Origin of the sequence: Actinomadura xylanilytica, from assembly GCF_030283145.1 — a bacterium.
Classification (GTDB): domain Bacteria; phylum Actinomycetota; class Actinomycetes; order Streptosporangiales; family Streptosporangiaceae; genus Spirillospora; species Spirillospora xylanilytica.
Window position 1 is genome coordinate 821,713 of sequence record NZ_JASNWE010000004.1, and the last position, 24,112, is coordinate 845,824.

Sequence of the window (24,112 nt, forward strand, 5' to 3'; positions counted from 1 at the left end):
GTCCATCTCCCCAGACCGCCGTCACCGCGTGACCATCATGGCCGGTGCCGCTATGCCCGGGATACCCTACCTGACCCGCCAGTAGGGTCCCGTACGACGTGTCCGACAGTCCCCTCTCCCCGGAAGGCGGCGACGCGATGAGCCGCCCGCGCGGGCCGGACCGGCGGTGGCTGGCGCTCGGGGCGGTGCTGCTGGCCACGTTCATGGACCTGGTCGATGTGACGATCATGAACGTGGCGCTGCCCCGGATCCAGCGCGACCTCGGCGCCGGGTACGCCGCCGGGCAGTGGACGGTGTCGGCCTATGTCCTGGCCTACGCGCTGCTGCTGATCACCGGCGGACGGCTCGGCGACATCCTCGGCCGCCGCCGGGTGTTCCTGGCCGGCGTCGCCGGGTTCACGCTGGCCTCGCTGGCCGCCGCGGCGGCGGTCTCGCCCGGCATGCTGATCGGCGCCCGGGTCGCGCAGGGCGCGTTCGCCGGGCTGATGGTGCCGCAGGCGCTGTCGGTGATCACGGTGCGGTTCGCGCCCGGACGGGAGCGCGCCCTGGCGTTCAGCCTGTACGGGGGGCTGCTCGGCGTCGCGCAGGTCAGCGGGCCGCTGCTCGGCGGGATGCTGGTCGACCACGGGCTCACCGAGCACGGGCTGCTCGGCCTCGGCTGGCGGGCGATCTTCTACGTCAACCTGCCGGTGGGGCTGGTCGCGCTGGCCGGCGCGGCCCGCTGGATGGACGACTCGCGCGCCGACCCGCCGCCCCGGCTGGACCCGGCCGGGGTGCTGCTGATCGGCGCGGCGTCGCTGCTGGCCACGTTCCCGCTGATCCAGGGGCGCGAGCTCGGCCGGCCGGGCTGGAGCGCGGCGCTGCTGGCGTGCGCGGTGCCCGTCCTGGCGGTGTTCGTCCGCTACGAGCGGCGGCGGGAACGGCTCGGCGCCGACCCGCTCGTCCCGCCCGCGCTGTTCCGGCGGCGCTCGTTCACCGCGGGCCTGCTGCTGGCGCTGGCGCTGTTCGCGGGCGTCTCGGCCTGCTTCATCACGCTGACCTGGGGACTCCAGTTCGGGCTCGGCTGGTCGCCGCTGCGGGTGGCGCTGGTCGGGCTGGCCTGGCCCGCCGGGGTCGCGTGCACCGCGCAGTTCACCCACCGCAGGGGCCTGCGCCGGGCCCGCGCACTGGTCGGCGCGGGCACCGCGGTGATGGCCGCCGGTACGGCCGGGCTGGTCGCGGTCACCGCCGGGGCCGGACGGGGCCTCACCGCCTGGCCGCTGACCCCGTGGCTGTTCGCCTGCGGGCTCGGCATGGGGCTGGCGCTGCCGATCCTGGCGAACGCGGTGATCGCCGACGTGCCCGAGCAGAGCGCCGGGGCCGCGTCGGGGGTCTTCAACTCGGTGACCCAGTTCGCCGGGGTCCTCGGCGTCGCCGCCGCGGGCCTGCTGTTCTTCGGCGCCGGCCCGACGAGCGCCGCGACCACCCCCGGACCGGACGCGGCGCCGCGCGCCCTCGCGTTCTGCGCCGCGGCGTTCCTGCTGGCCGCCGCGCTGTCCCCGCTGCTCCCCCGGCGCCTGCTCCCGGACCGGCCGGACCCGCCGGAGGGAGCCGCCGGGGCACCGGACGGGCGGCGCGTTACCCTCTTCAACACCGGCCAGGCCAGCCCCGGGAGGTCACGCTGACGACGACGCGGATGACCTTCGTGGTGCCGACCCGGAACTCGGCCCGCACCCTCGGCCGCTGCCTGGCCTCGATCCGGGCGCAGACCGTCCCGGTGGAGCTGATCGTGGTCGACAACGGCTCCGCCGACGGCACCCGGGAGATCGCCGCCGGACACGCCGACGCGGTCCTCGCGCAGGGCCCCGAGCGCAGCGCCCAGCGCAACCGCGGCTGGCGTCACGGGCACGGCGACATCGTCGCGTTCGTCGACTCCGACATGGTGCTGGAGCCGACGGTCGCGCAGGAGGCCGCCGCGCTGCTCGCCGCCGACCCCGGGCTCGACGGCCTGGTGATCCCGGAGCTGTCGTTCGGCGAGGGGTTCCTGGCCGCCTGCCGCGCCGTCGAGAAGCGCGCCTACCTCGGCGACGGCACCGTGGAGGCGGCGCGGATCTTCCGGCGCACCGCGCTGGAGAAGGCCGGCGGCTACGCCGAGGACCTCAGCGCGTTCGAGGACTGGGACCTGGCCGACCGGGTCGCGGCGAACGGCGCGCCGCCCGGACGGGTGTCGGCCGCGGTCTGGCATGACGAGGGACGGATCACGCTGCGCGCCGCGTTCGGCAAGCGCCGCTACTACGGCCGCTGGCTGCGCGCCTACCGGTCCCGCGAGACCGCCCGGTCGTTCGGCCGGTCCCGGTCGTTCGGCCGGCTGCTGCGGCTGGGCTCGCCGTGGCACTGCGCCGGCCTGATCCTGCTCAAGGCGGTGGAGGCGGCCGGCCTGCTCGCCGGATCCCGGATACGCTGGCGCGACCCTCCCCCGCAGCCAGGCGATGTGAAGCGATGACCGCACCCGCCCAGCCCGCCCAGCCCGTCCGGCCCGGATTGCCCGTCCGGCCCGTCCGGCCCGTCCGGCCCGGCTTGCCCGCGCAGGCCGCCGCCGCGCGGCTCCCGGCGATCTCCGGGCACCAGGCCGCGCTGGACGGGCTGCGCGCGGTCGCGGCGCTGGCGGTGCTGGTGTTCCACGTCGCGGCGAGCACCGGGTACCTCACCCGTCCGGGGGGCGTGGCGGCGCTGCTGTCGCGCGGCGAGATCGGAGTGCCGATCTTCTTCACGCTGTCCGGGCTGCTGCTGTACCGGCCGTGGGCCGCTGCGGCGCTCGGGCTGCGGCGCCCCCCGGGCACGGGCCCGTACCTCTGGAAGCGGGCGCTGCGGCTGCTGCCCGCGTACTGGCTCCTCGTCGTGGTGAGCACGCTGCTGTACTCGCGCGACCATCTCGCCGACGTGTGGCACTGGGTCCAGATGCTCACCCTCACCTACAACTACGATCCGCACCCCTGGTGGAACGACCACCTGGGGCCCAAGGGCATGGGGCAGATCTGGAGCCTGACGGTCGAGGCCGCGTTCTACGTGACGCTGCCGCCCACCGCGTTCGTCCTGGGCCGCTGGGCGGTCCGGGCCGCCGACCTCGGCGGACGGGCCCGGCGGCTGCTGTACGGCATCGGCGCCTACTCGGCGCTCGCCGCCGTCTACGTGGCGGCGCTCTCGCCGAGCGCCGACCGCGAGTTCCTCGGCAACTGGCTGCCGCGCTACCTCGCCTGGTTCGGCGTCGGCATGGCGCTCGCGGTGCTCTCGGTGTGGGCCAACGCCGAGCCCGGCCCGGACGGTCCGGTCCGCCGGTTCTGCCGGACGGTCGCCGGGTCGTGGGGACTCTGCTGGACGGCCGCCGGGCTGTTCTACTGCGTCGCGGCCACTCCGATCACCGGCCTGTCCCGGCTGTACGAGGTCAACGTCTGGACCTCGGAGCTGCAACTCGTCCTGTACGGGCTGGTCGCGGCGTTCCTGGTCGCGCCGGTCGCGCTGGCCCCGGCCGCCCACCCGGTGACGCGGCTGGTGCTGGGCAACCGCGCGATGGCGTTCCTCGGGAAGATCTCCTACAGCATCTTCCTATGGCAGTTCGTGGTCATATTCGTGTGGTTCGGCGTCACGGGGCATCCGCCGTTCACCGGCACCCTGCTGATCGACCTGCCGGTGTGCGCCGCGCTGACCATCGCCCTCGCGGCGCTGAGCCACCGGCTCGTCGAGGAACCCGCCCGCCGCCTCGGCACCCGCGTCCTGTCCCGTCCCCGGACCCGCGCCTGACCCCTCGCCCGCTGCCGGGGCGCCGCGCGGGGCAGGTGTCGGGGTCGCGGGGCGCGGCCAGCATCGCCGCGAGCCGTCCGACCACGACCAGGCACAGGAGCTGCGGGGCGACGTCGCGCACGGCGGTGAGCACGGTGCCCTCGGCACCGTGCCCGGCCATCCGGTCGCCCGCCGCCAGCAGGACCCCGCCGGCCGTCATCGCCGCCACCACCGGCCACACCGAGCGGAGCCCGCGCGCCGCGTCACCGGAGCGGCGCTGCGCCCAGTCGGTGACCAGCGCCACCGCCGCCGTGACCACCGCGCCCAGCGGCCCGCCGAGCCAGAACCCGAGGGCGGCAGCGGTCGCGAACGCCGCCGCCCGGCGCGCCGTCCCCGGCGCCGGTCCGGCACCCCCGCCGAGCAGGACGTCCGGGCCCCTCCGGACGGCGGCGGCGACGGCGGGACGGGCCCATACCGCCGCGATCAGCAGCACCACGAGCAGGCTGAGCCCGGCCAGCAGCGCGCCCCGGTAGATCCCGTCGGGCCCGTAGGTGAGCCGGACCGTCCCCGTGGTCCCCGCCGGGACGGCCCACGCCTGCCGCCATCCGTCCAGCCGGACGGGCCGCAGCTCGGGGCCGTCGCCGACGCGCGCGCGCCAGCCGGCGTTGAAGTTCTCGTTGACCACCAGGTAGGACGCCTTCGCCGCGTTCACCTCGACCTCGCGCTCGCCCTTGCCCCACGTTCGGACGTCGACCGGGCCGCTCTCCTCCCGGCTCGCCAGGCCGAGGCGGCTGCCGGGGTCGACCACCAGCGAGTCGACCCGGTAGCCGCCCCCGCCCGCGCCGATCGCGTTGCCGCCCTGGGCGACCTGGGGGGCGGCGCCGCAGGTCTCGAAGCGCATCGCGCGTCCGCCGAGGACGTCGCCGGCGGTCCCGGTGATCCGCGTCTCGGCCCGCGTCCCGTTCACCCGGACGGCGGGGCCGAGGCCGCAGCGGGTGGTGAACGGGGTGCCGCCCGGCACGCTGAGCGGCCGGACGCCCGGGACGGCGACCTCGCCGATCTGCACCGGCACCGGCACGGAGCCGAACCGCAGCGTCAGCCGGTCGGTGGTGATCGGCTGGAAGCGCAGCCTCCCGGCCCCGTCGAGCAGCCCCTCCCGCACCTCGCCGTGCGCGCCGGTCACGGTGAGCCGCAGCGCCGTGCCCGTCCCGGATGGCCGCCGGACGGTCAGTTCCCCGATCCGCCGGGCCCTCCCCCACGAGATCGTCAGGTGCGGGTCGCGGTCGTCGCCCGCCGCCGTCCAGGTGGTGGCGGGGTCGCCGTCGAACGCCGAGCGGGGCAGCCCGGCGGGGTGCCGGGTCCAGGTGGAGCTCGCGGTCACCCGCACCGGGGAGCGGCCCCGGGTGACCCGCTCGGCGAGCGCCGGGTCGGTGAGCACCGCCGAGCCGGTGATCCGCGCCGCCGCGCCGGACGGGGACGAGAAGCGGCGCTCGAAACCGTCCCCCTCCTCGTCGCCCCGGCCGAGCTCGGGCGAGCAGACCCAGCGCGCCGAGCCCTTCATGCACTCGGGCCGCGGCGGGACGGACCGCGCCATCACCTGCGCGGGCACCGCCCCGTCCGGCCCAGCCCCGTCCGGCCCCGCCGCGGACGCGGGCGGCGCGGCGGGCATGGCCAGGTAGCGGGTCGCGCGCACGCCCTCGATCTTCAGGTCGGAGATCGCCACCCGCGCGGCGGCCGTCGACACCGGCTCGCGCGCGAGCGCCAGCACCCGGATCCGCACCCAGCCGGTGCGCCCGGCGGGGACCTTCAGGCGCTGCGGCCCGGCCACCGCCCGCACGTCCTGTTCGGCCGTCCCCGCCGCGGTCTCCACCGCGATCCGGGACGGCGGCGGGCCGAGGAACGCGTTCTGGCCGAACGACGCCTCGACCGTGCCGGGCTCGCGCTCGCCGTCCAGGTCGACCCGCAGCCACTGGCCGACGGGCCCGCCGAACCCGCCGGTGATCCAGCGGGTCCCGGGGTCGCCGTCCAGCGCGGCGTACGGGAGCGCGCCCGGGTCGTCGAACCCGGGGATCGCCTCGGCGTCGGACGCCGACGACGACGCCACCACGTTCCTGATCCCGTCGTACCCGGCGGTGGTGCGGTACCCGCGCCAGCCCGCCTCCTCCGGGTCGGCGCCGCGCCCCCGGGTGTCCGAGCGCGGACGGTCGCCGGTCATCGTCGGCGAGATCTGGGCGCGGATCTCGCCGAGGGCCCGCTCCCGCCAGCGCAGCGCGTCCGACACGACCGGTTCGGCGGACGCGCCCGGGTCGTCGTCGTCCAGCAGCACCGGGCGGCCGTTCAGCAGCCCGTTGTCGGCGAGGCCGAGCAGCCCCTCGGGGGCGCCGTGGACGCGGAGCGCGCGGCCCGCGTCGAGCAGGCCCACCACGTCGTCGGCGCCCGCCACCTCGAACACCTCGACCGGCGCGTACGGCTGGTCGTACGCGCCGATCGCGTCGCCCGCCCAGCCGCCGGCGTTCTGGTCGCCGAACGACGCCACCCGGGTGATGCCGGGCGAGGTCTCCAGCGCCTCGTGCACCCGCGCGGGCCACGCGCCCCGCAGGTCGGCGCGGGTCAGGTCGTTGCGGACCAGCAGGTACCGCACGCCCATCCGGGCGAGGATCTCGGTGAGGCCGGGCGAGCCGCGTCCGGCCGACACCCGCTGGTCGATGGCGTCCATGACCCGCGCGTAGCCGGGCGACCCCTGCGGGACGAGCTGCCGCGCCCCCCACCGCGCCCGCAGCAGGGGCTGCATGATGTCGTCCATCGGACGGCCCCAGGAGTAGTCGCCGAACCGCGCCCCGGGCAGCGCCACCACCGCCTGCTCGCCCGCCCGGCCGTTCAGCCACTTCGCCGCGTCCTTCCAGTACTTGGGGACGGCCGCGAAGTCGCCGGTGCCGGCCAGTCCGTTGGTGAGCGCCGGGGTCGCGACGGCGCCGAGGGCCGCGACGGCCACCGCCAGCAGACCGAGCCGGGCGCGTGGCCGGCGCAGCGTGCCCGGCAGGTGCGCGAGGCCGAGCGCGAGCGGCAGCCGGATCAGGCCGTCGAACTTGTACAGGTTGCGGAACGGCGCGAGCGGACCGTCGAGCAGGTCGCGCACCGGCCCGGCGGCCGGGCTCTGCACCGGCCCGGAGTGCCCGGCGGCGACGATCGCCACCCCGGCCAGCAGCACCAGCAGCAGGAAGCCGCGTTCGGGCAGGTCGCGGCGGGCCAGTCCGGCCAGGCCGAGCGCGGCGAGCAGCGCGGTCACCACGATCGGCGCGGTCTGCGCCGAGAGCGCGTGCCCGACCGGCAGCGACGAGGCGTCCAGGTAGTTGAGCCAGCGCTCGGCGCCGCGGAACACGTTCACCAGGCTGGTCGGCGCGGTCGTGGTGTCGGCCTTCTCGGTGTAGCCGAGCCACGAGAACCCGTACCTGCCGGTCAGCAGCAGCGGGACGAGCCACCAGGCCACCGCGGCGCCGACCGCGCCCGACCACCACGCCGCCAGCCGCCACCGTCCCGGCGTGCGGCGCGGACGGGTCACCAGGTACAGGGCCGGGACGGCGAGCACCGCGACCGTCGCCGAACCGTTGATCCCCCCGCACAGCGCCACCGCGATCCCGGACTGGGCCGCCGCGCGAATCCGCCCGCCGCGGCCCCCGCCGCCGCGGGCCCCGCCGCCACGGCGCCGGGCGCCGCGCCCGGCGCCGCCACCACCACTCGCGGCGCCGCTTCCGACGTCCATCACGGTGACCAGCGGCAGCACGATCCACGGCAGCATCGCCAGCGGCAGGTACTCCCAGGAGTTCTGGCCGAGCGCGGACAGCCCGTGCGGGCCGAGCGCGTACGCCATCGCGCCGATCAGCCGGGTCACCGGACCGCCCGCGCCGAGCCGCGCCGCCAGCCGCCGGGCCCCGAGGAACGCCGCGCACAGCAGCGCCGCCAGCCACATCCGCTGCGTGATCCACGCCGGGACTCCGGCCAGCTGGCCGAGCGCGTAGAACGGGCCCATCGGGAAGAAGTAGCCGGCCGCCTGGTTCTGGAGTTGCCCGAACTGCTCGGGGTCCCACAGGTGCAGCGCGCGGCCGAGGAACCCGACCGGGTTCACCGCCATGTCGATCTTGGTGTCGGACAGGATCCGGCCCGGCCGGGTGGAGGTGGCCAGCACGGTCAGGGCCAGGCAGCACACCAGCGTCCGGAACCGGTCCCGCAGCCGGTCGTCGACCTCGGCGCGGGGCGGGCGGTCGTCGCGGTCTGCGGCGTCCACCCGGCGCGCCAGCCGCTCGGCGGACCCCGCGAGGTCCCTGCCCGTACCGACCGCCATGACGCTCGCGCTCCTCCCCGACCCCGTCCACCCGGGCGTCCCGGCCCTCGGAAGTACGGTCAGGCCCCGCCGTCCTGGACCCGGCCGAGCAGCCGTTCCAGCGGGCTCGCGGGCCGCGCGCCGAGCGCCGCGCCGTGGTCGCGGAGCAGCTCGTCCCGGAGGGGGCCCTCCACGACCCGTGGATGCCCGTCACCGTACCGTTCGACCACATGTGCGCCGGAATCAGCGGTGGAGCTGGTGCCCATCCGCACCGCCGCCGCGACCAGCTCGCCCAGCCGCGCGGCGCTGCGCGCCCAGTCGAACTCGCCCGCCCAGGCCCGGCAGTCGGCGGCGATCCGGGCGCGGCGGTCCGGGTCGTCCAGTTCCTTGAGCGCCCGTTCGACCGTCCCGGCCAGCTCGTCGCCCTCGGGCACGAGCCACCCGGTCACCCCGTCGCGGACGGCGTCGCGCAGCCCGTCGACGTCGTAGGCGACGGTCGGCACGCCGAACGCGGCGGCCTCGGCCACGCACAGCCCCCAGCCCTCCCCCTGCGAGGCGCTCAGGTGCAGGTCGGCGCGGGCCACCAGGGCCGCCTTCTCCGCCTCGGACACGAACCCGTGCAGGACGACGGCGCCGTCCAGCCCGCGCTCGGTGATCTCGGCGGCCAGCCGGTCGTGCTCGGGCCCGCGCCCGACGACGCCGACCCGCAGGCCGGGCCACCGCTCCCGGAGCCGCTCGGCGAGGTCGAGGATCAGCCCGACCCGCTTGTGCGGGACGAGCCGCGTCACGCACACCAGCTCAGGCCCCCCGGTGGGCGCGCCGGACGGCCCGCCGGACGGAGCGCGGACGGGCTCGGCGGGACGCCCCGCCCGGACCGGGCCGTCCGGGACGGTCACGCCGACCGGCACCAGGTAGACCGGGCCCGTCCAGGCCAGCCGCTCGCGCAGCGCCGCCATCGTGGTGAGCGAGATCGCCGTGCAGGCGTGCCGCCGGTAGGCGCGGCGCGCGACCGGTCCTTCGAGCATCCGGCCCACCCACGCCAGCCACGCCGGGAAGTACAGGCCGAACTGCGCGTCGTGCACGTGGAAGATCGAGCAGAACACCGGCACCCGGCGCGGCAGCGCCCACGGGGTGAAGAACGGGATGCCGTTCTGGCAGTCGATCACCGCGTCGAACCGGCGGCGCCGCGCCAGCATCCAGCACCACACCAGCGGGTACACGGTGAACCGCCCGCCCAGCCGGACGAAGTCGACCCCCTCGACCCGGCCCCAGCGCCGCTGGCCCGCGGCCTGGCAGGTCACGTAGGTCACCCGGGCGCCGCTCGCGGCGAACCGCCGCGCCATCTCCCAGGCGTACCGCTCCGCCCCGCCCGCGGCCGGATGCCAGGGATCGCGCCAGTTGACGATCGCGATGCGCAGGCCGGAGACGTCGGGTGCGCGGCGCACGCCGGAGGGGCGGGTCCGCATCAGGGCCCGGACCCCGAGGTCTCGGTCACCGCGAGCGGCATCGCCCGAGCCCGCCCCTCGCGCGCGCCGTCCGCGCCGTCCGCCGAGGCGGACGCGGTGGAGGTGGGCGCGGCGGACGCGGCGGGTTCGGAGGCGGCCCGCCAGGTGAGCGCGCGGATCCGGGCAAGGTCGCACAGGCAGGCGACCGAGTGCCGCCGGACCGAGAAGGTGCTGCCGGGGACGTCCCGCCACTCGACCGGCACGTCGGTGACCGCCGCGCCGCGCCGCGCGCACTGCATCAGCAGCTCGGCGTCGAACGCGAAGCCCGTGGTGCGCAGATCGGCGGCGGCGGCGCGGGCGAGCGGCCCGGCGAAGAACTTGAAGCCGCACTGGGTGTCGGTGACGCCGCCCGCCAGGTCGCGGATCAGCCGGTTGAAGGTGATCGCGCCGAGCTTGCGCAGCGGGCTGCTGTAGTCCTCGACGCGGGAGTCGGGGTGCCGGCGGGAGCCGACGACCACCGGGTCGCCCGCCCGCAGCAGCTCCAGCACCTGGCCGAGCGCCGCCAGGCCGGTCGCCATGTCGGCGTCGCAGAACCCCACGTACGGGGCGCGGGTGGCCAGCAGCCCCGCGCGCACCGCCGCGCCCTTGCCGCGCCGCGCGCAGCCGAGCAGCCGCACCGGCACCGGCCCCGCCCACTCGCGCGCGATCGCGGGCGTCGCGTCGTCGCTGGCGTTGTCGACGACGATCACTTCGGCGGGCACGTCCAGCCGGCGCAGCGCGGCGCTCAGCTCGGCCAGCCCGCGCGGCAGCCGGGCGGCCTCGTTGTGCGCCGGGACCACGATCTCCAGGAGGACGGGGCCGTCCGCGTTCATCGGAACGTCGGTGCGGTGTGCCCTCGGAGGGCCTCGGTCATCGAGAGCCGTAGTTGTAGAGCGGCTTGATCACGGGGTCGCTCTGCGAGGCGTTGGCCAGGTGGACCACGCCGAACGACGCGAGCGCGGCCAGCAGGACGCCTGTCACGGCCGCGATGGCAATGCGCATCTGGGGGCCCTTCCACGTCAGGGGAGGCGGGGGGACGTGCGAGTGGCCAGGGTAGTCCGTGAGGGGAGAAAGCACCAGGAGATCAGTCCGATCCAGACCGCCCACGCGAGGGCCGCGGGCACCGCCGGGGCCGCCTGGTCGGGCCCGGCCACCGGGTCGGGAATGCGGTAGAGCACCAGGTCGGGGCCGTCCACGACGCGTTCGGCGCCGGCCAGCCGGGCCATCGCCGGATTGCCGGGATCGGTCTCGGCGTCGAAGGCCGCGTACCGGACGCCCGCCGCGGCCAGCGGCCCGGTCAGGGGCCCGGCCGACTTGATCACCGCGTCCAGCCGCCGCGCCTTCGGATCCTCCGCCGGAATGGTGGCCGCCCCGATCACCACCGCGTCGCTGGTGACCACCCGCCGGCCGAGGTAGCGGGGCAGCGCGTCCAGCGAGGTGCGGCGGTGGTTCCACGGGTACGAGCGGTAGGTCGCCCACGGCAGCGCCACCACGTCGCCCGCGACCCGGTCGGCCCGGATCACCTCACGCGCGCGCGCCCAGCCGGCCGGGTACTGGACGGGTTCGAGCCGTCCGGCGGCGCCCCAGGCCAGCGACGGGAGCAGCACGACCGGCACCACGAGGGCGAGCACGCCCAGCGCGGCGCCCGCGGCGCTCATCAGCCGGTCGGCGAGCACACCGAAGCCCACCGCGACGACCACCGCGAGCGGCGCCGTGTACTGCTGCCCGTCCCGCAACACCGCGAACCCCGACCACGCATCGATCATGCCCTTGAGCAGCGGCGCCGCGTAGGCCCCGAACGCCGCGAGCACGAACCCCGTGCCCGCCGCGACCGCCAGGCCGCGCGCCCACGGCGTCCGGACCGCCCGCGCGTACATGACCAGCGAGGCCACGACCACGACCAGCGAGCACACGGCGAGCAGCGGCACGCCGTACCCGGTCGGGACGGCCTCGGCGTTCCACACGCCCCCGAGGAGCAGCAGGCTGCCGAGCGTCCCGAACGGGGTGTCGGCACGGGCCGCGAACGCGTCGACGGCCCCCGGGTCCCCTGGCATTCCGGACGGTCGCAGCCATCCCGTCACCAGCCACGGCAGGCTGAACAGCGCCAGCGTCCCGGCCGCCCACGCGACCGCCCGCCACCGCCCCCCGCCGCGTGCGGGTCCCTCGCCGCGCTCATGCCGTCCGGCGCTCCACCCGGCGACGGCCAGGGCCGCCAGCCCGGACACCGCCATCGCCGCGAACCCGCCGATCGCCGCCGGGACGAGCGCCCGCCCGAGCCGCCGCGCCCCGTGCCGCTCCACCACTCCGGCCGAGGCGGCCACCACCCACGGCAGCGCCGCGTATCCGAGCAGGAAGGCCCAGTGGCCGAGCAGCAGACGCTCGGCGACGAACGGGTTCCACGCGTACAGCACCCCGGCCGCCAGCCGCGGCGCGAGCCGCCGCGCCGGGACGAGCGAGGCCGCGCCCGCGCACGCCATCACGAAGATCGCGAGCAGCACCGCCTTCTGCGCCAGGCCGCCGGGCAGGACGGCGCCGAGCGCGGTCACGAACGCGTCGCTCGGCACGTGCCGCGGGACCGTCCCGGTCAGCCCGAACGTCATCCGGGTGAAGGAGGGGTCGGGCACGAACACCATGTCGAAGGACAGCAGGTAGCCGGGTGCGAGGCCCGGCCCCAGCGCCAGCACCCCCAGCACCAGGCCGGTGAGAGCGGCCACCCCGTGCCGCGTTCGCCCCTTCATCGCGCTTGGACGCTACCCGATCACGCCCCCCACCCCGGTCCCATTCCGGACCACTCGGTACGATTCGCCCGCCGGTGAGCGCGCCGTCCGCGCCGAGCAGCGCAAAGCCGAACTCGGTTACCTGCTGGCCGTGCTCCATCGCCACCAGCGTGCGGACGTTCGCGGTGGCGCCCGGGTCGGTGCCCGAGAGCCGCTCGAGCGTGACGGCCGCGTCCCAGAACCCGGGCCGTCCCGCACCGCCGCCCACGCCCTCCGCCGCACCGGCGCCACCCTGCCTGCGGGCGGCGTCCTGCCCGGCGGCGCCGACGGCCGCCCTGACGTGCTCGGACGTGATGGTCCGCGTGACGAAGCCGCGCACCGACGCCGCCAGTGCCTCGTGCTCCTCGGTCAGGGCGCGTTGGTCACCCTGAGCTGGCCGACGAACTGGTTGAGGTCGGGCCACATCTTGCGATGGGTGTTGGGCAGCGACGCGAACACCACGGCCGGCGTCGGCCGGCCGTTGTCGATCACCGCGGTGACCACCACCTCGCCGGTCGCCTTCACCCCGGCCCGCTTGTAGGTGAGATACGAGGCGATCAGCCAGCCCTTGTGCCCGCTGACCACCAGCGGCGCCGACGCCAGCGGCGCCGACTTGTGCTGGAAGGCGTAGTAGTCGCCCTCGAAGCCCTTGGCCGCCAGCGCCGTGACGTTCTTGACGCTCTGCGGCCCCTTGTAGGAGCCCTGCAACGCCGGGACCAGGCCACCGGTGAGCAGTTGCCCGTACCAGATCCGCCCGCCCTGCTTCTCGGTCACCAGGACCTGCTGTCCGGACCAGCCCGCCGCGCCCAGCTTGTTCTTCTTGGTGGGCGGCTGCCAGGGCGCCGCCAGCCGCGGGAACGACAGTCCCGAGCGCGCGTCGGCGACCCGGCCCAGCACCTTGCTCGGCTTGCCGGGGAAGCGCTTGAACGGCTTGTCGGCGGGCAGCCGGGCCTGGACGTTCTGCGACGGCTCGGGCGGCTGCTGCGCGGCGGCCGTGCGCTTCGCCGTCGGGTCGTTCGCGGCGGGCGCGGCACCGTCCTTGTTGCGCTTCATGAGGTACACGCCGCCGGCCGCCATCAGGGCCAGCACGAGCAGCCCGACCCCGCCGACGAGCATCAGCCGGGACCGGCCGCCCTCGTCGTCCAGGCCCTGCGACTCGCCGAGCATGCCGTCGGCGGCGCCCTCGTCGGCCATCCAGTCGGGCATCTGCCAGTTGCCGCTGCTCGGCTTGCCCGACCGGCCGGACGCCGGTCCCGCGGCACCGCCGGCGTCGGCCGGGACGTACCGCGCGTCGCCCTCGCCGTCGGCGTCCGCGCCGGACCCGTCGAACAGCGAGCCCTCCCAGCCCGGCCCGCTCTCGGCCCGCGGGCCCCTCGGCCCGTCGGCGGACCCGCCCGGCATGGGCGGCTGCGGCTTGAGGGGCTCGGGCGACCCCGCCGGAGCCATCGGCGGACGCGCCCCGTCCTGCGGGCGCGCGTCGTCCTGCGGCCACGCGTCGCCACCCGGCCGGGCCTCGACCACGGGCGCGACCTTGACGTCCTCGGCGTCCGGAAGCCCTCCGGCCGGGCCGCCGCCCGGCGGCGCCACCGGAACCTCATCGCGCACCTCAGGAACCTCCCGCATCTCCTCGCCGGCCTCCGGAACCCCCCACGCGCCGGGCTCGGCGCGCACGCCGGCCGCACCGCCCGCCTCGAACGGCCGGAGCGGCTCAGGCGCCGCGAACGCCTCGGAAGGCGCGTGGGCCTCGGGCGCCGCGAACGCGTCCGGCGGCGCGAAGACCACGGACGGCTCGGCCCTGGGGGACGGCTCGGGCACGGCGAACGGCTCGGGCACGGCGGACGGCTCGGGCACGGCGGACGGCTCGTCGACCGCGGACGGCTCGGGCACCGGGGGCGACTCGACCTTGCCCCAGACGTCGTGCGGGACCTGCCCGCCGAGCGCGGGGCCGGAGAAGTCGGTGCGCCCCGTCGGCGCCGGCATCCGCACCTCGGGCACCTTGGCCTCGGGGAAGACCGCCCGGGCCCCGGGCTCCTCGTCCACCTGCCCGGCGACCTGGGGCAAGGGCCCGGTCGCCGTTCGCCGCTCCTCGCGGTCGCCGGTGCTGCTCTCGCTCATATCGGTCCAGCGCACGCCGCGCTCCCCCTGATCGGACATGCGGCACACGTTACGGCAAGATCATCCATTACGACCGGGCCGGTAATCACGCTCAGGACACATCTTCCTATCGCCTCAGTGATGGCGCTAGGCGCCGATGTCACCCTCGTTGACCAGCATGTTGACCGCCAGACGCTCTCTGGCCAGCAATGTAGCCCCCGCGACGGCGCCCGGCATCGCGAGCACGGCGCCCAGCGGAATGAGGAAGACCACAAATGTGGCCGCTCCGAAACCCACCGCCAGGGCGCGATGCCGCTTCAGCAGCGCGAACCGGTCCCTCCGCAGCAGGCCCCGCCGCTCCAGCGCGATCGCGGTGAGCTCACTGGTGAGAAAGTAGCCCGACACGCACGCGGCGACCACCGGCACCACCGTCTGCCCCACCACCGGCAGGAACCCGCACGCGAAGAAGACCACCGCGAACAGCACCGCGACGGCGCCGAGGATCAGCGCGTCCCGGATCGCCCGCCCGATCTGCGTCAGCAGCGGCACGTCCGGCTCGGGCGGGGCGCCGCCCTGCGAGTCCTCCACCTTCACCGCGATGCTCTCGTAGAACGGGTCGCCCACCAGCAGCGTCAGCGCGGTGAACGTCAGGACCGCCAGGAACGCCGCCGTCCCGAAGACCGCGATCCCGGCGACCACCCGGGTGGTCTTCCGCAGACCCTCCGACCAGTCGTCGGCGAACGGCGTCACCCACCCGGCGACGTCGTCCAGGTTCGCCGCCAGCAGCCCCAGCACCAGCACGTACACCACGAGCACGATGACCGCCGGGATCAGCCCGAACAGCCACTGCAGGGGATGCCGGGCCACCCAGCCGAGGCCGCGGAGGAAATAGCCGACGCCGCTGAACAACTCCTTGACCGCCGACCTGCGCGGCGGCTCGGGCGGCGGCACCGGCGGCCCCCCCGGCTGCGGCTGCGGCTGCTGCGGCCCTGGTCCCGGCCCTGGTCCCGGCCCTGGTCCCGGCTCCGGTCCTGGTCCGGGCGGGGGGACGGGCGGAGGGCCCGGCGTGTAGGGCGTGCGCGGATCGTGAGGTGGGTTCACCTGCCCAAAACTATCGGGCCGGGAAGCCCCACAAGGTGGGATGAACGCTCCCAGACCGCCTTTTGCAGCGCGCGGTCCTTGAGCGTCCGCGCCCCCGGGAGCGCCCGCGCGCCGGGCGTCGAACTGTAGAAGCCGCCGCTGCACCCCTCGAACCGCCGCTCGGTCGCGAGCCGCAGCGCCATCCGCGCGCCCTGCTCGGGCCTGCGCAGCACCGGTGTCCGCGAGAGCCACCCGCCCACCTGTCCCGCGCCCGGGACGTCCCGGGCGAGCGCGGTCGCGACGAGGCCGGGGCACATCGCGTTCACGGTGATGCCCGTCCCCTTCAGCCGCTCGGCCAGCTCCTGCGTGAAGAACAGGTTGAGGAGCTTGGACCGGCCGTACACGCGCAGCGATCCGGCCGGCCCGTAGCGGCCGGGCTCGGCCAGGTCCGCCGGCTCGAACGGGTCGGCGAACCGGTGCGCCTCCGAGGCGACGACCACGATCCGCGCGGTCTCGTCCAGCACCCCGAGCAGCCGGTTGGTGAGCAGGAACGGGCCGAGGTGGTTGGTGGCGACCATGCGGTCGTACCCGTCCGCGCTGACCTTGGCCCGCAGCAGGTGCGCCCCGGCGTTGTCGACCAGCACGTCCACCCGCGGGTACCGCTCGCGCAGCTCGCCCGCGACCCGGCGCACGTCCTGGAGCACCGACAGGTCGGCCAGGAAGATCTCCGCCTCGGCGCCGGGCACGCTGCCCGCCAGCTCCGCGGCCGCGGCCTCGCCGCGGGTCCGGTTGCGGCAGACGATCCCCACCCGGAAGCCCTTCCGCGCCAGCCCGAGGGCGATCGCCTTCCCGATCCCCGACGTCGCCCCGGTCACGATCGCGATCTTGTCCATCCCCCCACCTTCCCGGAGCCGGGGCGCCGTCCGGAAGACCCCGGCGCCGGGCCGTCTTGCCGAGGTCGCTTGATTTGATCTCCGCCACCCAGGAGACTCGAACCGACAATGATTTTCATATCCAAAATGGGGGACTTGTGAAGGTTGCCTTCGTGGGCAAGGGCGGCAGCGGCAAGACGACCGTGTCGTCCCTCTTCATCCGGCATCTGGCCGCCGAGCGGCTCCCGGTCGTCGCGATCGACGCCGACATCAACCAGCACCTCGGCGCCGCCCTCGGACTGAGCGACGACGAGGTGGCGGGCGTCCCGCCGCTGGGCGGCCACCTCGACGTGATCAAGGAGTACCTGCGCGGCGACAACCCCCGCATCGCGTCCGCCGCCGCGATGGTGAAGACCACGCCCCCGGGCCGGGGCTCCAAGCTGCTGCGGGTCGGCGGTGCCGACCCGGTCCACGCGATGTCGCTGAGCGTGCGCGGCGTCCGGTTCATGGCGGCCGGCCAGTTCGACGAGGGCGACCTCGGCGTCTCCTGCTACCACGGCAAGACCGGCGCGGTCGAGATGTACCTCAACCATCTGGTGGACGGCCCCGGCGAATACGTCGTGGTCGACATGACCGCCGGCGCCGACACGTTCGCCTCCGGCCTGTTCACCCGGTTCGACGTGATGTTCCTCGTGGTCGAGCCGACCCGGAAGGGCATCGCCGTCTACCGGCAGTACACCGACTACGCGGCCGACTTCGGCGTCACCATCGCGGTCGTCGGCAACAAGGTCCAGACCGCCGACGACGTGGCGTTCCTGCGCGAGCACGTGGGCGACGCGCTGCTGACCTGCGTCGGGTTCCAGCCCGCCGTCCGCGCGATGGAGCAGGGCCGCCCGTTCGACATCGGCACCCTGGACGGCTCCGCGCGCGAGGTCCTGCGCCTGCTCCAGCGGACGGTCGACGCCCAGCCGAAGGACTGGGAGCGGTTCAGCCGCCAGGCCGCCGAGTTCCACGTCAAGAACGCCGAGAGCTGGGCCAACCAGGCCGCGGGCACCGACGTCACCGAGCAGATCGACCCCGACTTCCGGCTGGGCCCCGACGCGCTGATCCCCGCCTGATCCGGCGGACGCGCCGCGGCGGCGCACCGCACCCGCACGCGCACGCACCCGTGCACCCCACCGCGCAGCACCACCGCACGACGAGAACCGGCCCCGGGGGACATCTCCCGGGGCCTTGGCATACCAAGAAGCGCCGGTTTGGGGGATAGTCGGGGCAGGAGTGCGACACGCCGGGAGAGGCAAGGAGAATCGCGCCATGACGGAGTTCTTGTACGAACGCATAGCGGCCGTCCTGCGGGAGCAGATCCTGAGCGGCGCGCTGAGTCCCGGCGACCGGCTCCCGACCCAGGACGCGCTCAGCACCCGCTACAAGGTCAGCCGGGTGGTGGCCCGCCAGGTCGTCGAACTCCTGGAGACCGAGGGGCTCGTCGACCGGGGCAAGGGCGCGGGCACCTTCGTCCGCGAGTACCGTCCCCTCATCCGCCGCTCGACGCTGCACTACCGGCCCGACCCGGGCACCCCGTACGCCGAGGAGTCCGTCCGGGCCGAGCGGGTTCCGCGGTACACCCACCACTCGCACGAGGACGGGGCCGGGACCGAGATCGCGCGGCGGCTGGACGTCGAGCCCGGCGACGCCGTCATGGTCACCGAGTACGTCTCCTACTCCGACGACGAGCCGACGATGATCGTCACCTCCTACGAGCCCCTGGAGATCACGCGCGGCACGCCGATCGAGCACCCAGAGGAGGGCCCCCTGCACGGCGCCGGGGTGGTCGACCGCTTCACCTCGATCGGACGCCGCCCCGTCCGGGTTGTCGAGCGGCTGCGGTCGCGGATGCCGCGTCCCACCGAGGCCCGGCGGCTGCACCTGCGGCCCGGCGTGCCCGTGATCGTCATCGTCCGCACCACCCGCACCGCGGACGGCCCGGTCGAGACGGCCGACCTCGTCCTGGCCGCCGACCAGTTCGAACTGGAGTACCCGATCCAGGTCGGCGGCCACCCCGCCCCGGACGGGCGCCCCGGCGAGAGCGAGCACGCCGGGGCATAGGCGAACGCCCCCACGGTGCGCGCCGTGAGGGCGTTCTCAGCCGGCCCCGTCAGCAGTTGACGAGAGTCGGGTCCTGGTTGAGGAGCTGCGCCTCCGGCGACACGAACGCCTCGTAGGCGTCCTTGGCGTCCGGCCGGAAGACGCCCGGCTTGCAGCAGTTCTGGAACGCCAGGCGCACGCCGAAGTGCCGCTGGATCGCGTTGCGCATCGAGTCACTGGAGAACATCCGGAACATCTGGCCCCACTGTTCCTCGGTCTCGGGGACCGTGAGGTTCTGGACGCCTTCCTCGCCGCCGTCCTTCAGCTCGCCGACCAGCCGCGTGACCATCCCCCACGCGTAGGGCAGGGACTCGGCGATGCACGCGATGAACTCATCATGCCCGACCTTCCCGTTCTGCGCCTTTTTTAGCAGTTCGGGGGAAACAGTAAGAGACATACCCTCACCTCCGCTTTGGAGGCTAGGCATACCAAGGTCCCCCGTCCACCCCGGGTCCGGAGATCTAACCGAACAGACAGCTTTCGACCTCCCCTGGTCGTCGTGCGGTCACGGCGATCGCCTCTCGCACGACAGCCACCCGCCATTACAATGAGTTGCCAATCGGTCGCTTATCGTCACTGAAGTTGATGGTGAACCGTCTCGCGTGCGTCTCGGCCGCCCTCACTGTTTCCGCTCTCACCGCTGTACCGGTGGGTGCTGCCGTCGCCACCAGCTCTGAGGCCGCTGTGGCCAGGACGCCGAAGAATGCGCACACCGGCCAGTGCCTGAGCCACTACGTCGCTAACGAGCCTGTTGTCGGGCAGGCCTGCAACGGCGGCGCCGGCCAGCGCTGGGCGGTGAGCTAGGGCCTGTCTCAAAGTGCCTCGGGCGTCGCGTGAGCGCGTTATCTGGCCGGTGGGGCGATGCCGGAGGCGAGCCCCACCGGCCAGATCGCGAAGCGATGTCGCGCTCGCCCAAGCACGGTCGGCGTCCGAGCCGCCAGGCGAGGACACCGGGCCGGGCTTGGAAACACGGCCTAGGCGTGAGGCTGTGGGCTCGCCAAGCCGTCGGTGACGCAGGACGTGAACATGGGGCGCAGCGTGGCGTCCGTCCAGGCCGCCGAGGTCCTCCAGAAGGATTCATGGAGTGGGCGTAAGTGGGCGCACACGCAAGAAGCCGCCGACCAGATGTGCTCTGGCCGGCGGCTTCTTCATGGGTGGAGGTGGCGGGAATCGAACCCGCGTCCTTCGGTAATGAGTCAGGGCTTCTCCGGGTGCAGCCTGCTAGGCGTTTTCTCAGTCCCGGCGCTCATGCAGGCAAGTCGCCGACGGGCTCAGTCGCTGTTAGGTGTCCCTACCGACCCCGCGACCGGGTCGGGCGGTGAAGTCTCCTTACGATGCCAGACCCCGGGTCGGAGACTCTCCCGGGCTGACAGAGTTCGCTACTCGCTCAGGCGGCGAGAGCGAACTCGGACTGCTTCTTGTTGGCAGTTTTTGTTTTGCTGTCACAGGATTTACGAGGTCACGACAGCAACCCTCGACCCGCTTCCCCTGGCTCGATCGACCGAAGTCGAAGCCGGTCACCCCCATGTTGAGTTGTCAACGCGGATGCCGGAGCACCCGCAGCAGACGCTACAGGCATAACGCGCGGGACGCCAACGGGATTCCCGGGGCCGGGGGGGTCCGGAGAAAGTGACGCCCCGGTGGGCGACGATCGCGTCGTGCCCACCGGGGCCGACCGGCAGGGTCGGGCCGGTCCGGACGGCAGAGCCTCCCCCGAGACGAGGCTCTGGTCTCATCACGGCGACCGGGGTCCGCAACCCCCCGAAGCGGAGTCCCGATCACCTGTGAAGACGCTCGCGCGGCCCGGGGAGGTTGCGCCCTCCCGGGCAAAGAGATCACAAAACCGCGACGGTGACCATGGAACCTGTGGGAACGGCCCGTCCGGACGGCGATCCTAGCGGGCGGACGCGGCGGTCTTGCCGGCCGTCGCGGTGCCGGTCAGGAACTTGGCCGCGATCTTGGACGCCGAGTACTTGCCCTCGATCGCGACGGCGAACGCCAGGTCGCCGCGCGACCCCACGAACCACGACACGGTCTTGGTACGGCCGCCCTCCTGGTAGTCGACCGAGGCCGCCACGCCCGAGACGCTTCCCCCCGCGGTGTTGGCCTCGTGGGCGGTGCCGACGGTGACCGAGCGCCGCAGGAGCTTCTTGAGGTCGCTCAGCGGCAGCGAGTCGATCGGCTGGATCAGCGAGTTCTTGGGCTCGCCGGTGTCCTTGGTCAGGTACGGGGGCTTCCAGGCGCCGTTCTCGGCGGCGGCGGCGACCAGTGCCATCGACAGCGGGCTCACCTGGACCTTGCCCTGCCCCACCGCGAGGGCGGCCTTCTCGGCGTCGTTGGCGGGCGTGGGCACGCTGCCGGCGAAGTGCGGCACCGACAGCCCCCAGCTCTTGCCGATCCCGAACCGGCCGGCCTCCCCGAGCAGGGTGGCGGCGTCGAGCTTGCCGCTGAGCTGCGCCAGCGTCGTCGCGCACGAGAACGCGAAGTCGTTCTGGAGGCTCGACGCGGGACGCCCCTGCTTGGACGGGTTGGTGATCGTCTGACCGCCCACGTTCGCGGTGGCGGGGCAGTCGAACTTGGTGGCCTGCGAGACGCCGCTGCGCAGCACCGCCTCGGCCGAGATGATCCCGAACGTCATGCCGGGCGGGTAGCTGCCCTCCATGGCCAGGTTCCGGCCGGCCGACCCGTGGTTGGCCACCGCCCACACCTCGCCGGTGCTCGGCCGCAGCGCCACCATGGACGCGGTCACCGGCAGCCCGGCCAGCGCCTGGTCGGCGCGGGCCTGCATCTTCGGGTCGATGGTGGTGCCGAGCCCGGCCGGGGGCTGGCCCGTCCAGGACTTCAGCTCGGCGACGTTGCGGCCGAGCGGGTCCTGGGCGACGACGCGGACCGTGGGCGTCCCGGCCAGCCGGCGCTGCTGGAGCAGTTGCAGCCCGCTGACGCCGATGGTGTCGCCCGGCTGGTACGGCGCGCCGACCTGCTGGAGCCGGTCGGCGGTGGCCGGGCCGAGGCCGCCGACGAGCTCGGGCGCCTGCAATGGCGCGATCGGGGCCTGGACGGCCTCGGCGCGCACGTCGGGGATCTGCTGAAGCCTGGCGATCAGCAGGTTGTGCGTGGGCCGCTGCAAGGTCAGCAGCGGCAGGAACTTCTGCGGAGGGGCGGAGCGGACCCGGCCGAGCAGCCGCTCGGCGTCCAGCTTCCGGCCTCCGTCGATCTTGGTGCCCTTGGCGAGGGCGTCCACGGTGGCCTGCGGGTCCTTGAGCCGGCCCGGGTAGACCCCGATGTTGACGGCGTTGACCTTGCGCAGCAGCGTACGGTCGTTGCGGTCCTTGATCGCACCACGCGGCGCGACCTCGGTCACCACGGCCAGCCGCTGGCCGGGCTTGAGCGCGGGGTTGATGATCGAGGGGTCCCAGACCACCTTCCACTGGCCGCCGATCCGCTTGAGGCTCATCAGGCCGGTGTAGGTCCAGGGCTGGCCGTTCTCGCCGAGGTCGACCTTGACCGAGAAGCGGGCGCGGGCGGTCTCGCCCTTCTTCTCGATCGCCTTGGGGCCCTCGCCGGAGTCGCGGCCCGACTCGGGCGGCACGCCGAGGGCCAGCTTCAGGGACGCGGCGTCGAGCTGCCCGCGGACCTCACCGAGCGCGTTGGCCACCGCGCTCTGCGCGGCCCCGGTCGTCTTGGCGGCGGCGGCCTTGTAGTTGCCCACCTGCCAGGCGATCAGGAAGTCGCGGACGGTGGGCATCGCGGAGGGCTCCGCGAAGCAGCCGGCCGTGGTGCCGGCGACGAGCACGACGCCGGCGGTCGCCGAGATCACCCGCCGTCGCAGCGGATGCGGACCGTGCGGGCCCCGGACGACTCCGCCCGTCGACGCCGCCCTGCGCGGGGCACGCCTCCGGCCTCGGTTGCTCATCGACACCCTTCACCGTCTCCTGAACCGGGCCGACGCCGCCTTCTGCATCTCGCGGTCGGCTTCCCGCTTGGCGAGGGCCTGGCGTTTGTCGTAGGCCTTCTTACCACGGGCCAGGCCGATCTCGACCTTGGCCTTACCGTCCTTGAAGTACAGCGCCAGCGGGATCAGCGTCCATCCCGGTTCGGACGACTTGGCGATGATCTTCTGGATCTCGCGCTTGTTCAGCAGCAGCTTGCGGCGCCGCCGGGGGGCGTGGTTGGTCCAGGTCCCCTGGGTGTACTCGGGGATGTGCACGTGCTCCAGCCACACCTCGCCGTCCATCACGTGGGCGTAGCCGTCGGCGAGCGAGGCGCGGCCGGCGCGCAGCGCCTTGACCTCGGTGCCCATCAGCACCATGCCGGCTTCCCAGGTGTCGTCGATGTGGAAGTCGTAACGGGCACGCTTGTTCTGGGCGATGAGCTTGCGCCCTGTCTCACGTGACACGTAAATCAGCCTCGGTCCTTGTCAGGCAGCGTGACGAACCGCCCGCGCGGCACCCGGTGGGCGCGCCGCCCGGACGCTCTGGGCGGGCGGTCCGCGGAGACCGCCACGCCGGGTTCGGTTCCGACCCCGTCGAGGTTACGGCCGTCGGGGGTGCGGTAGCGACCCGCGGCCCGTCACCCAGGCAGCCGATCCTATGATCATCGGACCGTCGCGGGCGCGCCGGGGGTCCGGCCCCGTCCCGGCGGCGCGGCCGGTGGCCGGCGCGGCGGGACGGGCCGACCGGGCGAGAGCGGCCGGACGGGCGTCAGATCCGCAGGTAGCGGCGCAGCGTGAGGAAGGACGCCGCGGCGCAGAGCAGCACGCCGAAGCAGATCGACACGATGATGACGTAGACCACCGTGCTCCAGCCGAGCTGGCTGACCATCTCCACGTTCCCGGCGAGCCGGTCGATCAGCAGCTTCTTACTGAAGATCAGCAACACCGAGGCGAACAACCCGCCGATCAGGCCGGCGATCGCGCCCTCCAGGATGAAGGGCATCTGGATATAGGTGTTGGACGCGCCGACCAGCCGCATGATCCCGGTCTCCCGGCGCCGGTTGAACGCCGACAGCCGGACGGTGTTGCCGACCAGCAGCACCGCGGCGATCACCTGGATCAGCGCGATCAGCAGCGCGGCGCCCTGCAACCCGTTCAGGATGTTGAAGAACCGCTTCAGGATCTCCCGCTCGTTGATCACCTGATCCACCCCGCCGAGCGAGCGGGCGACCTTGGCCACCTCTTCGTACTGCTCGGGGTTCTTCAGCTTGATTCGGTACGAGTCGGGAATGTCACCCTGCTGGGTGCTCTCCACGAAGCCCGGGGAGCCGGAGAAGCGCTCCTTGAAGCGCTTGAACGCCTGCTCCTTGTTCTCGTACTCGACGCCGGCCACCTGCGGCAGCTTCTTCAGCTGGCCCTCGATGACCTGCTTCTGCTGGTCGGTGACGTCCCGCCTGGAGCACGACGGCGTGGAACTGGTCTTGGCGCACAGGAAGACCGAGACCTCGATCCGGTCGTACCAGTAGCTCTTGGACGAGTCGACCTGGCTCCTGATCAGCAGGCCGGTGCCGAAGAGTGCCATGGCGATGGCGACGGTGATGACGAGGGAGATCGTCATCGTGAGGTTCCGGCGGAGACCGATCCAGATCTCCTGGAAGACGAACTGTGCGCGCATG

16 protein-coding genes, 1 other RNA gene and 1 pseudogene are annotated in these 24,112 nt (G+C 74.3%); 5 read left to right on the forward strand and 13 right to left on the reverse strand.

Translation table 11 applies throughout. The features are described 5' to 3' along the window. Nucleotides 1-98: 98 nt before the first annotated feature. The 3 genes from QP090_RS27710 to QP090_RS27720 are packed head-to-tail and all read left to right on the forward strand — an operon-like array spanning nt 99 to nt 3,777. Nucleotides 99-1,664 (forward strand): MFS transporter, encoded by a 1,566-nt coding sequence (locus tag QP090_RS27710; RefSeq protein WP_285942353.1) that lies wholly within the window; start codon nt 99-101, stop codon nt 1,662-1,664. Between the two features lie 11 nt (nt 1,665-1,675). Continuing rightward, a complete protein-coding gene (locus tag QP090_RS27715; protein ID WP_285942354.1) occupies nt 1,676-2,482 on the forward strand; it encodes a glycosyltransferase family 2 protein in 807 nt (268 codons plus the stop codon). Beyond that, on the forward strand, nt 2,479-3,777 hold the full coding sequence (locus tag QP090_RS27720; protein ID WP_285942355.1) for an acyltransferase family protein: 1,299 nt from the start codon (nt 2,479-2,481) through the stop codon (nt 3,775-3,777). The genes QP090_RS27715 and QP090_RS27720 overlap by 4 nt, the downstream gene beginning before the upstream one ends. Before the next feature lie 1,075 nt (nt 3,778-4,852). Here the strand turns inward: QP090_RS27720 and QP090_RS27725 are convergent. The 8 genes and pseudogenes from QP090_RS27725 to QP090_RS27760 all read right to left on the reverse strand — a co-directional run. After that, nucleotides 4,853-8,095: pseudogene (locus QP090_RS27725) on the reverse strand (alpha-(1->3)-arabinofuranosyltransferase domain-containing protein); the annotation flags it as partial. A 59-nt stretch (nt 8,096-8,154) separates the two neighbouring features. Beyond that, nucleotides 8,155-9,540, reverse strand: a complete 1,386-nt coding sequence (locus QP090_RS27730; protein WP_285942356.1) for a glycosyltransferase family 4 protein — start codon at nt 9,538-9,540, stop codon at nt 8,155-8,157. Then, nucleotides 9,540-10,391 (reverse strand): glycosyltransferase, encoded by an 852-nt coding sequence (locus tag QP090_RS27735; RefSeq protein WP_285942357.1) that lies wholly within the window; start codon nt 10,389-10,391, stop codon nt 9,540-9,542. The genes QP090_RS27730 and QP090_RS27735 overlap by 1 nt, the downstream gene beginning before the upstream one ends. 37 nt (nt 10,392-10,428) lie before the next feature. Beyond that, entirely contained in the window at nt 10,429-10,560 is a 132-nt protein-coding gene (locus QP090_RS27740) for a hypothetical protein (protein ID WP_285942358.1), read from the reverse strand. A 17-nt stretch (nt 10,561-10,577) separates the two neighbouring features. Beyond that, nucleotides 10,578-12,296, reverse strand: coding sequence for an MmpA family trehalose lipid delivery protein (locus tag QP090_RS27745; RefSeq protein WP_285942359.1), 1,719 nt, complete (start codon nt 12,294-12,296; stop codon nt 10,578-10,580). Between the two features lie 387 nt (nt 12,297-12,683). Next, nucleotides 12,684-14,468, reverse strand: coding sequence for a hypothetical protein (locus tag QP090_RS27750; protein WP_285942360.1), 1,785 nt, complete (start codon nt 14,466-14,468; stop codon nt 12,684-12,686). An 87-nt stretch (nt 14,469-14,555) separates the two neighbouring features. Then, nucleotides 14,556-15,359 carry an EI24 domain-containing protein gene (locus QP090_RS27755; protein ID WP_285942361.1) on the reverse strand — a complete coding sequence of 268 codons (804 nt, stop codon included), beginning with the start codon at nt 15,357-15,359 and terminating at the stop codon, nt 14,556-14,558. 146 nt (nt 15,360-15,505) lie between these two features. After that, a complete protein-coding gene (locus QP090_RS27760) occupies nt 15,506-16,381 on the reverse strand; it encodes an SDR family NAD(P)-dependent oxidoreductase (RefSeq protein ID WP_285942362.1) in 876 nt (291 codons plus the stop codon). 137 nt (nt 16,382-16,518) lie between these two features. On the opposite strand from QP090_RS27760, the gene QP090_RS27765 reads away from it, so the two are divergent. Both QP090_RS27765 and QP090_RS27770 read left to right on the forward strand, forming a co-directional pair. Then, on the forward strand, nt 16,519-17,478 hold the full coding sequence (locus tag QP090_RS27765) for an ATP-binding protein (RefSeq protein WP_285942363.1): 960 nt from the start codon (nt 16,519-16,521) through the stop codon (nt 17,476-17,478). Between the two features lie 196 nt (nt 17,479-17,674). Further along, nucleotides 17,675-18,466 (forward strand): GntR family transcriptional regulator, encoded by a 792-nt coding sequence (locus tag QP090_RS27770; RefSeq protein ID WP_285942364.1) that lies wholly within the window; start codon nt 17,675-17,677, stop codon nt 18,464-18,466. Nucleotides 18,467-18,515: 49 nt separating this feature from the next. Here QP090_RS27770 and QP090_RS27775 read toward each other — a convergent pair whose 3' ends face one another. The 5 genes from QP090_RS27775 to ftsX form a co-directional block, all read right to left on the reverse strand. Next, entirely contained in the window at nt 18,516-18,902 is a 387-nt protein-coding gene (locus tag QP090_RS27775) for an SCO5389 family protein (RefSeq protein ID WP_285942365.1), read from the reverse strand. Between the two features lie 755 nt (nt 18,903-19,657). After that, nucleotides 19,658-20,030: a transfer-messenger RNA gene (gene ssrA, locus QP090_RS27780) on the reverse strand. Nucleotides 20,031-20,399: 369 nt separating this feature from the next. Next, complete coding sequence (locus QP090_RS27785; RefSeq protein ID WP_285942366.1) at nt 20,400-22,322, reverse strand: penicillin-binding transpeptidase domain-containing protein; 1,923 nt, start codon at nt 22,320-22,322, stop codon at nt 20,400-20,402. Between the two features lie 105 nt (nt 22,323-22,427). Further along, nucleotides 22,428-22,901, reverse strand: a complete 474-nt coding sequence (smpB, locus tag QP090_RS27790; protein ID WP_285942367.1) for an SsrA-binding protein SmpB — start codon at nt 22,899-22,901, stop codon at nt 22,428-22,430. A 304-nt stretch (nt 22,902-23,205) separates the two neighbouring features. Continuing rightward, a complete protein-coding gene (gene ftsX, locus QP090_RS27795; RefSeq protein ID WP_285942368.1) occupies nt 23,206-24,111 on the reverse strand; it encodes a permease-like cell division protein FtsX in 906 nt (301 codons plus the stop codon). Between the last annotated feature and the right edge of the window lies 1 nt (nt 24,112).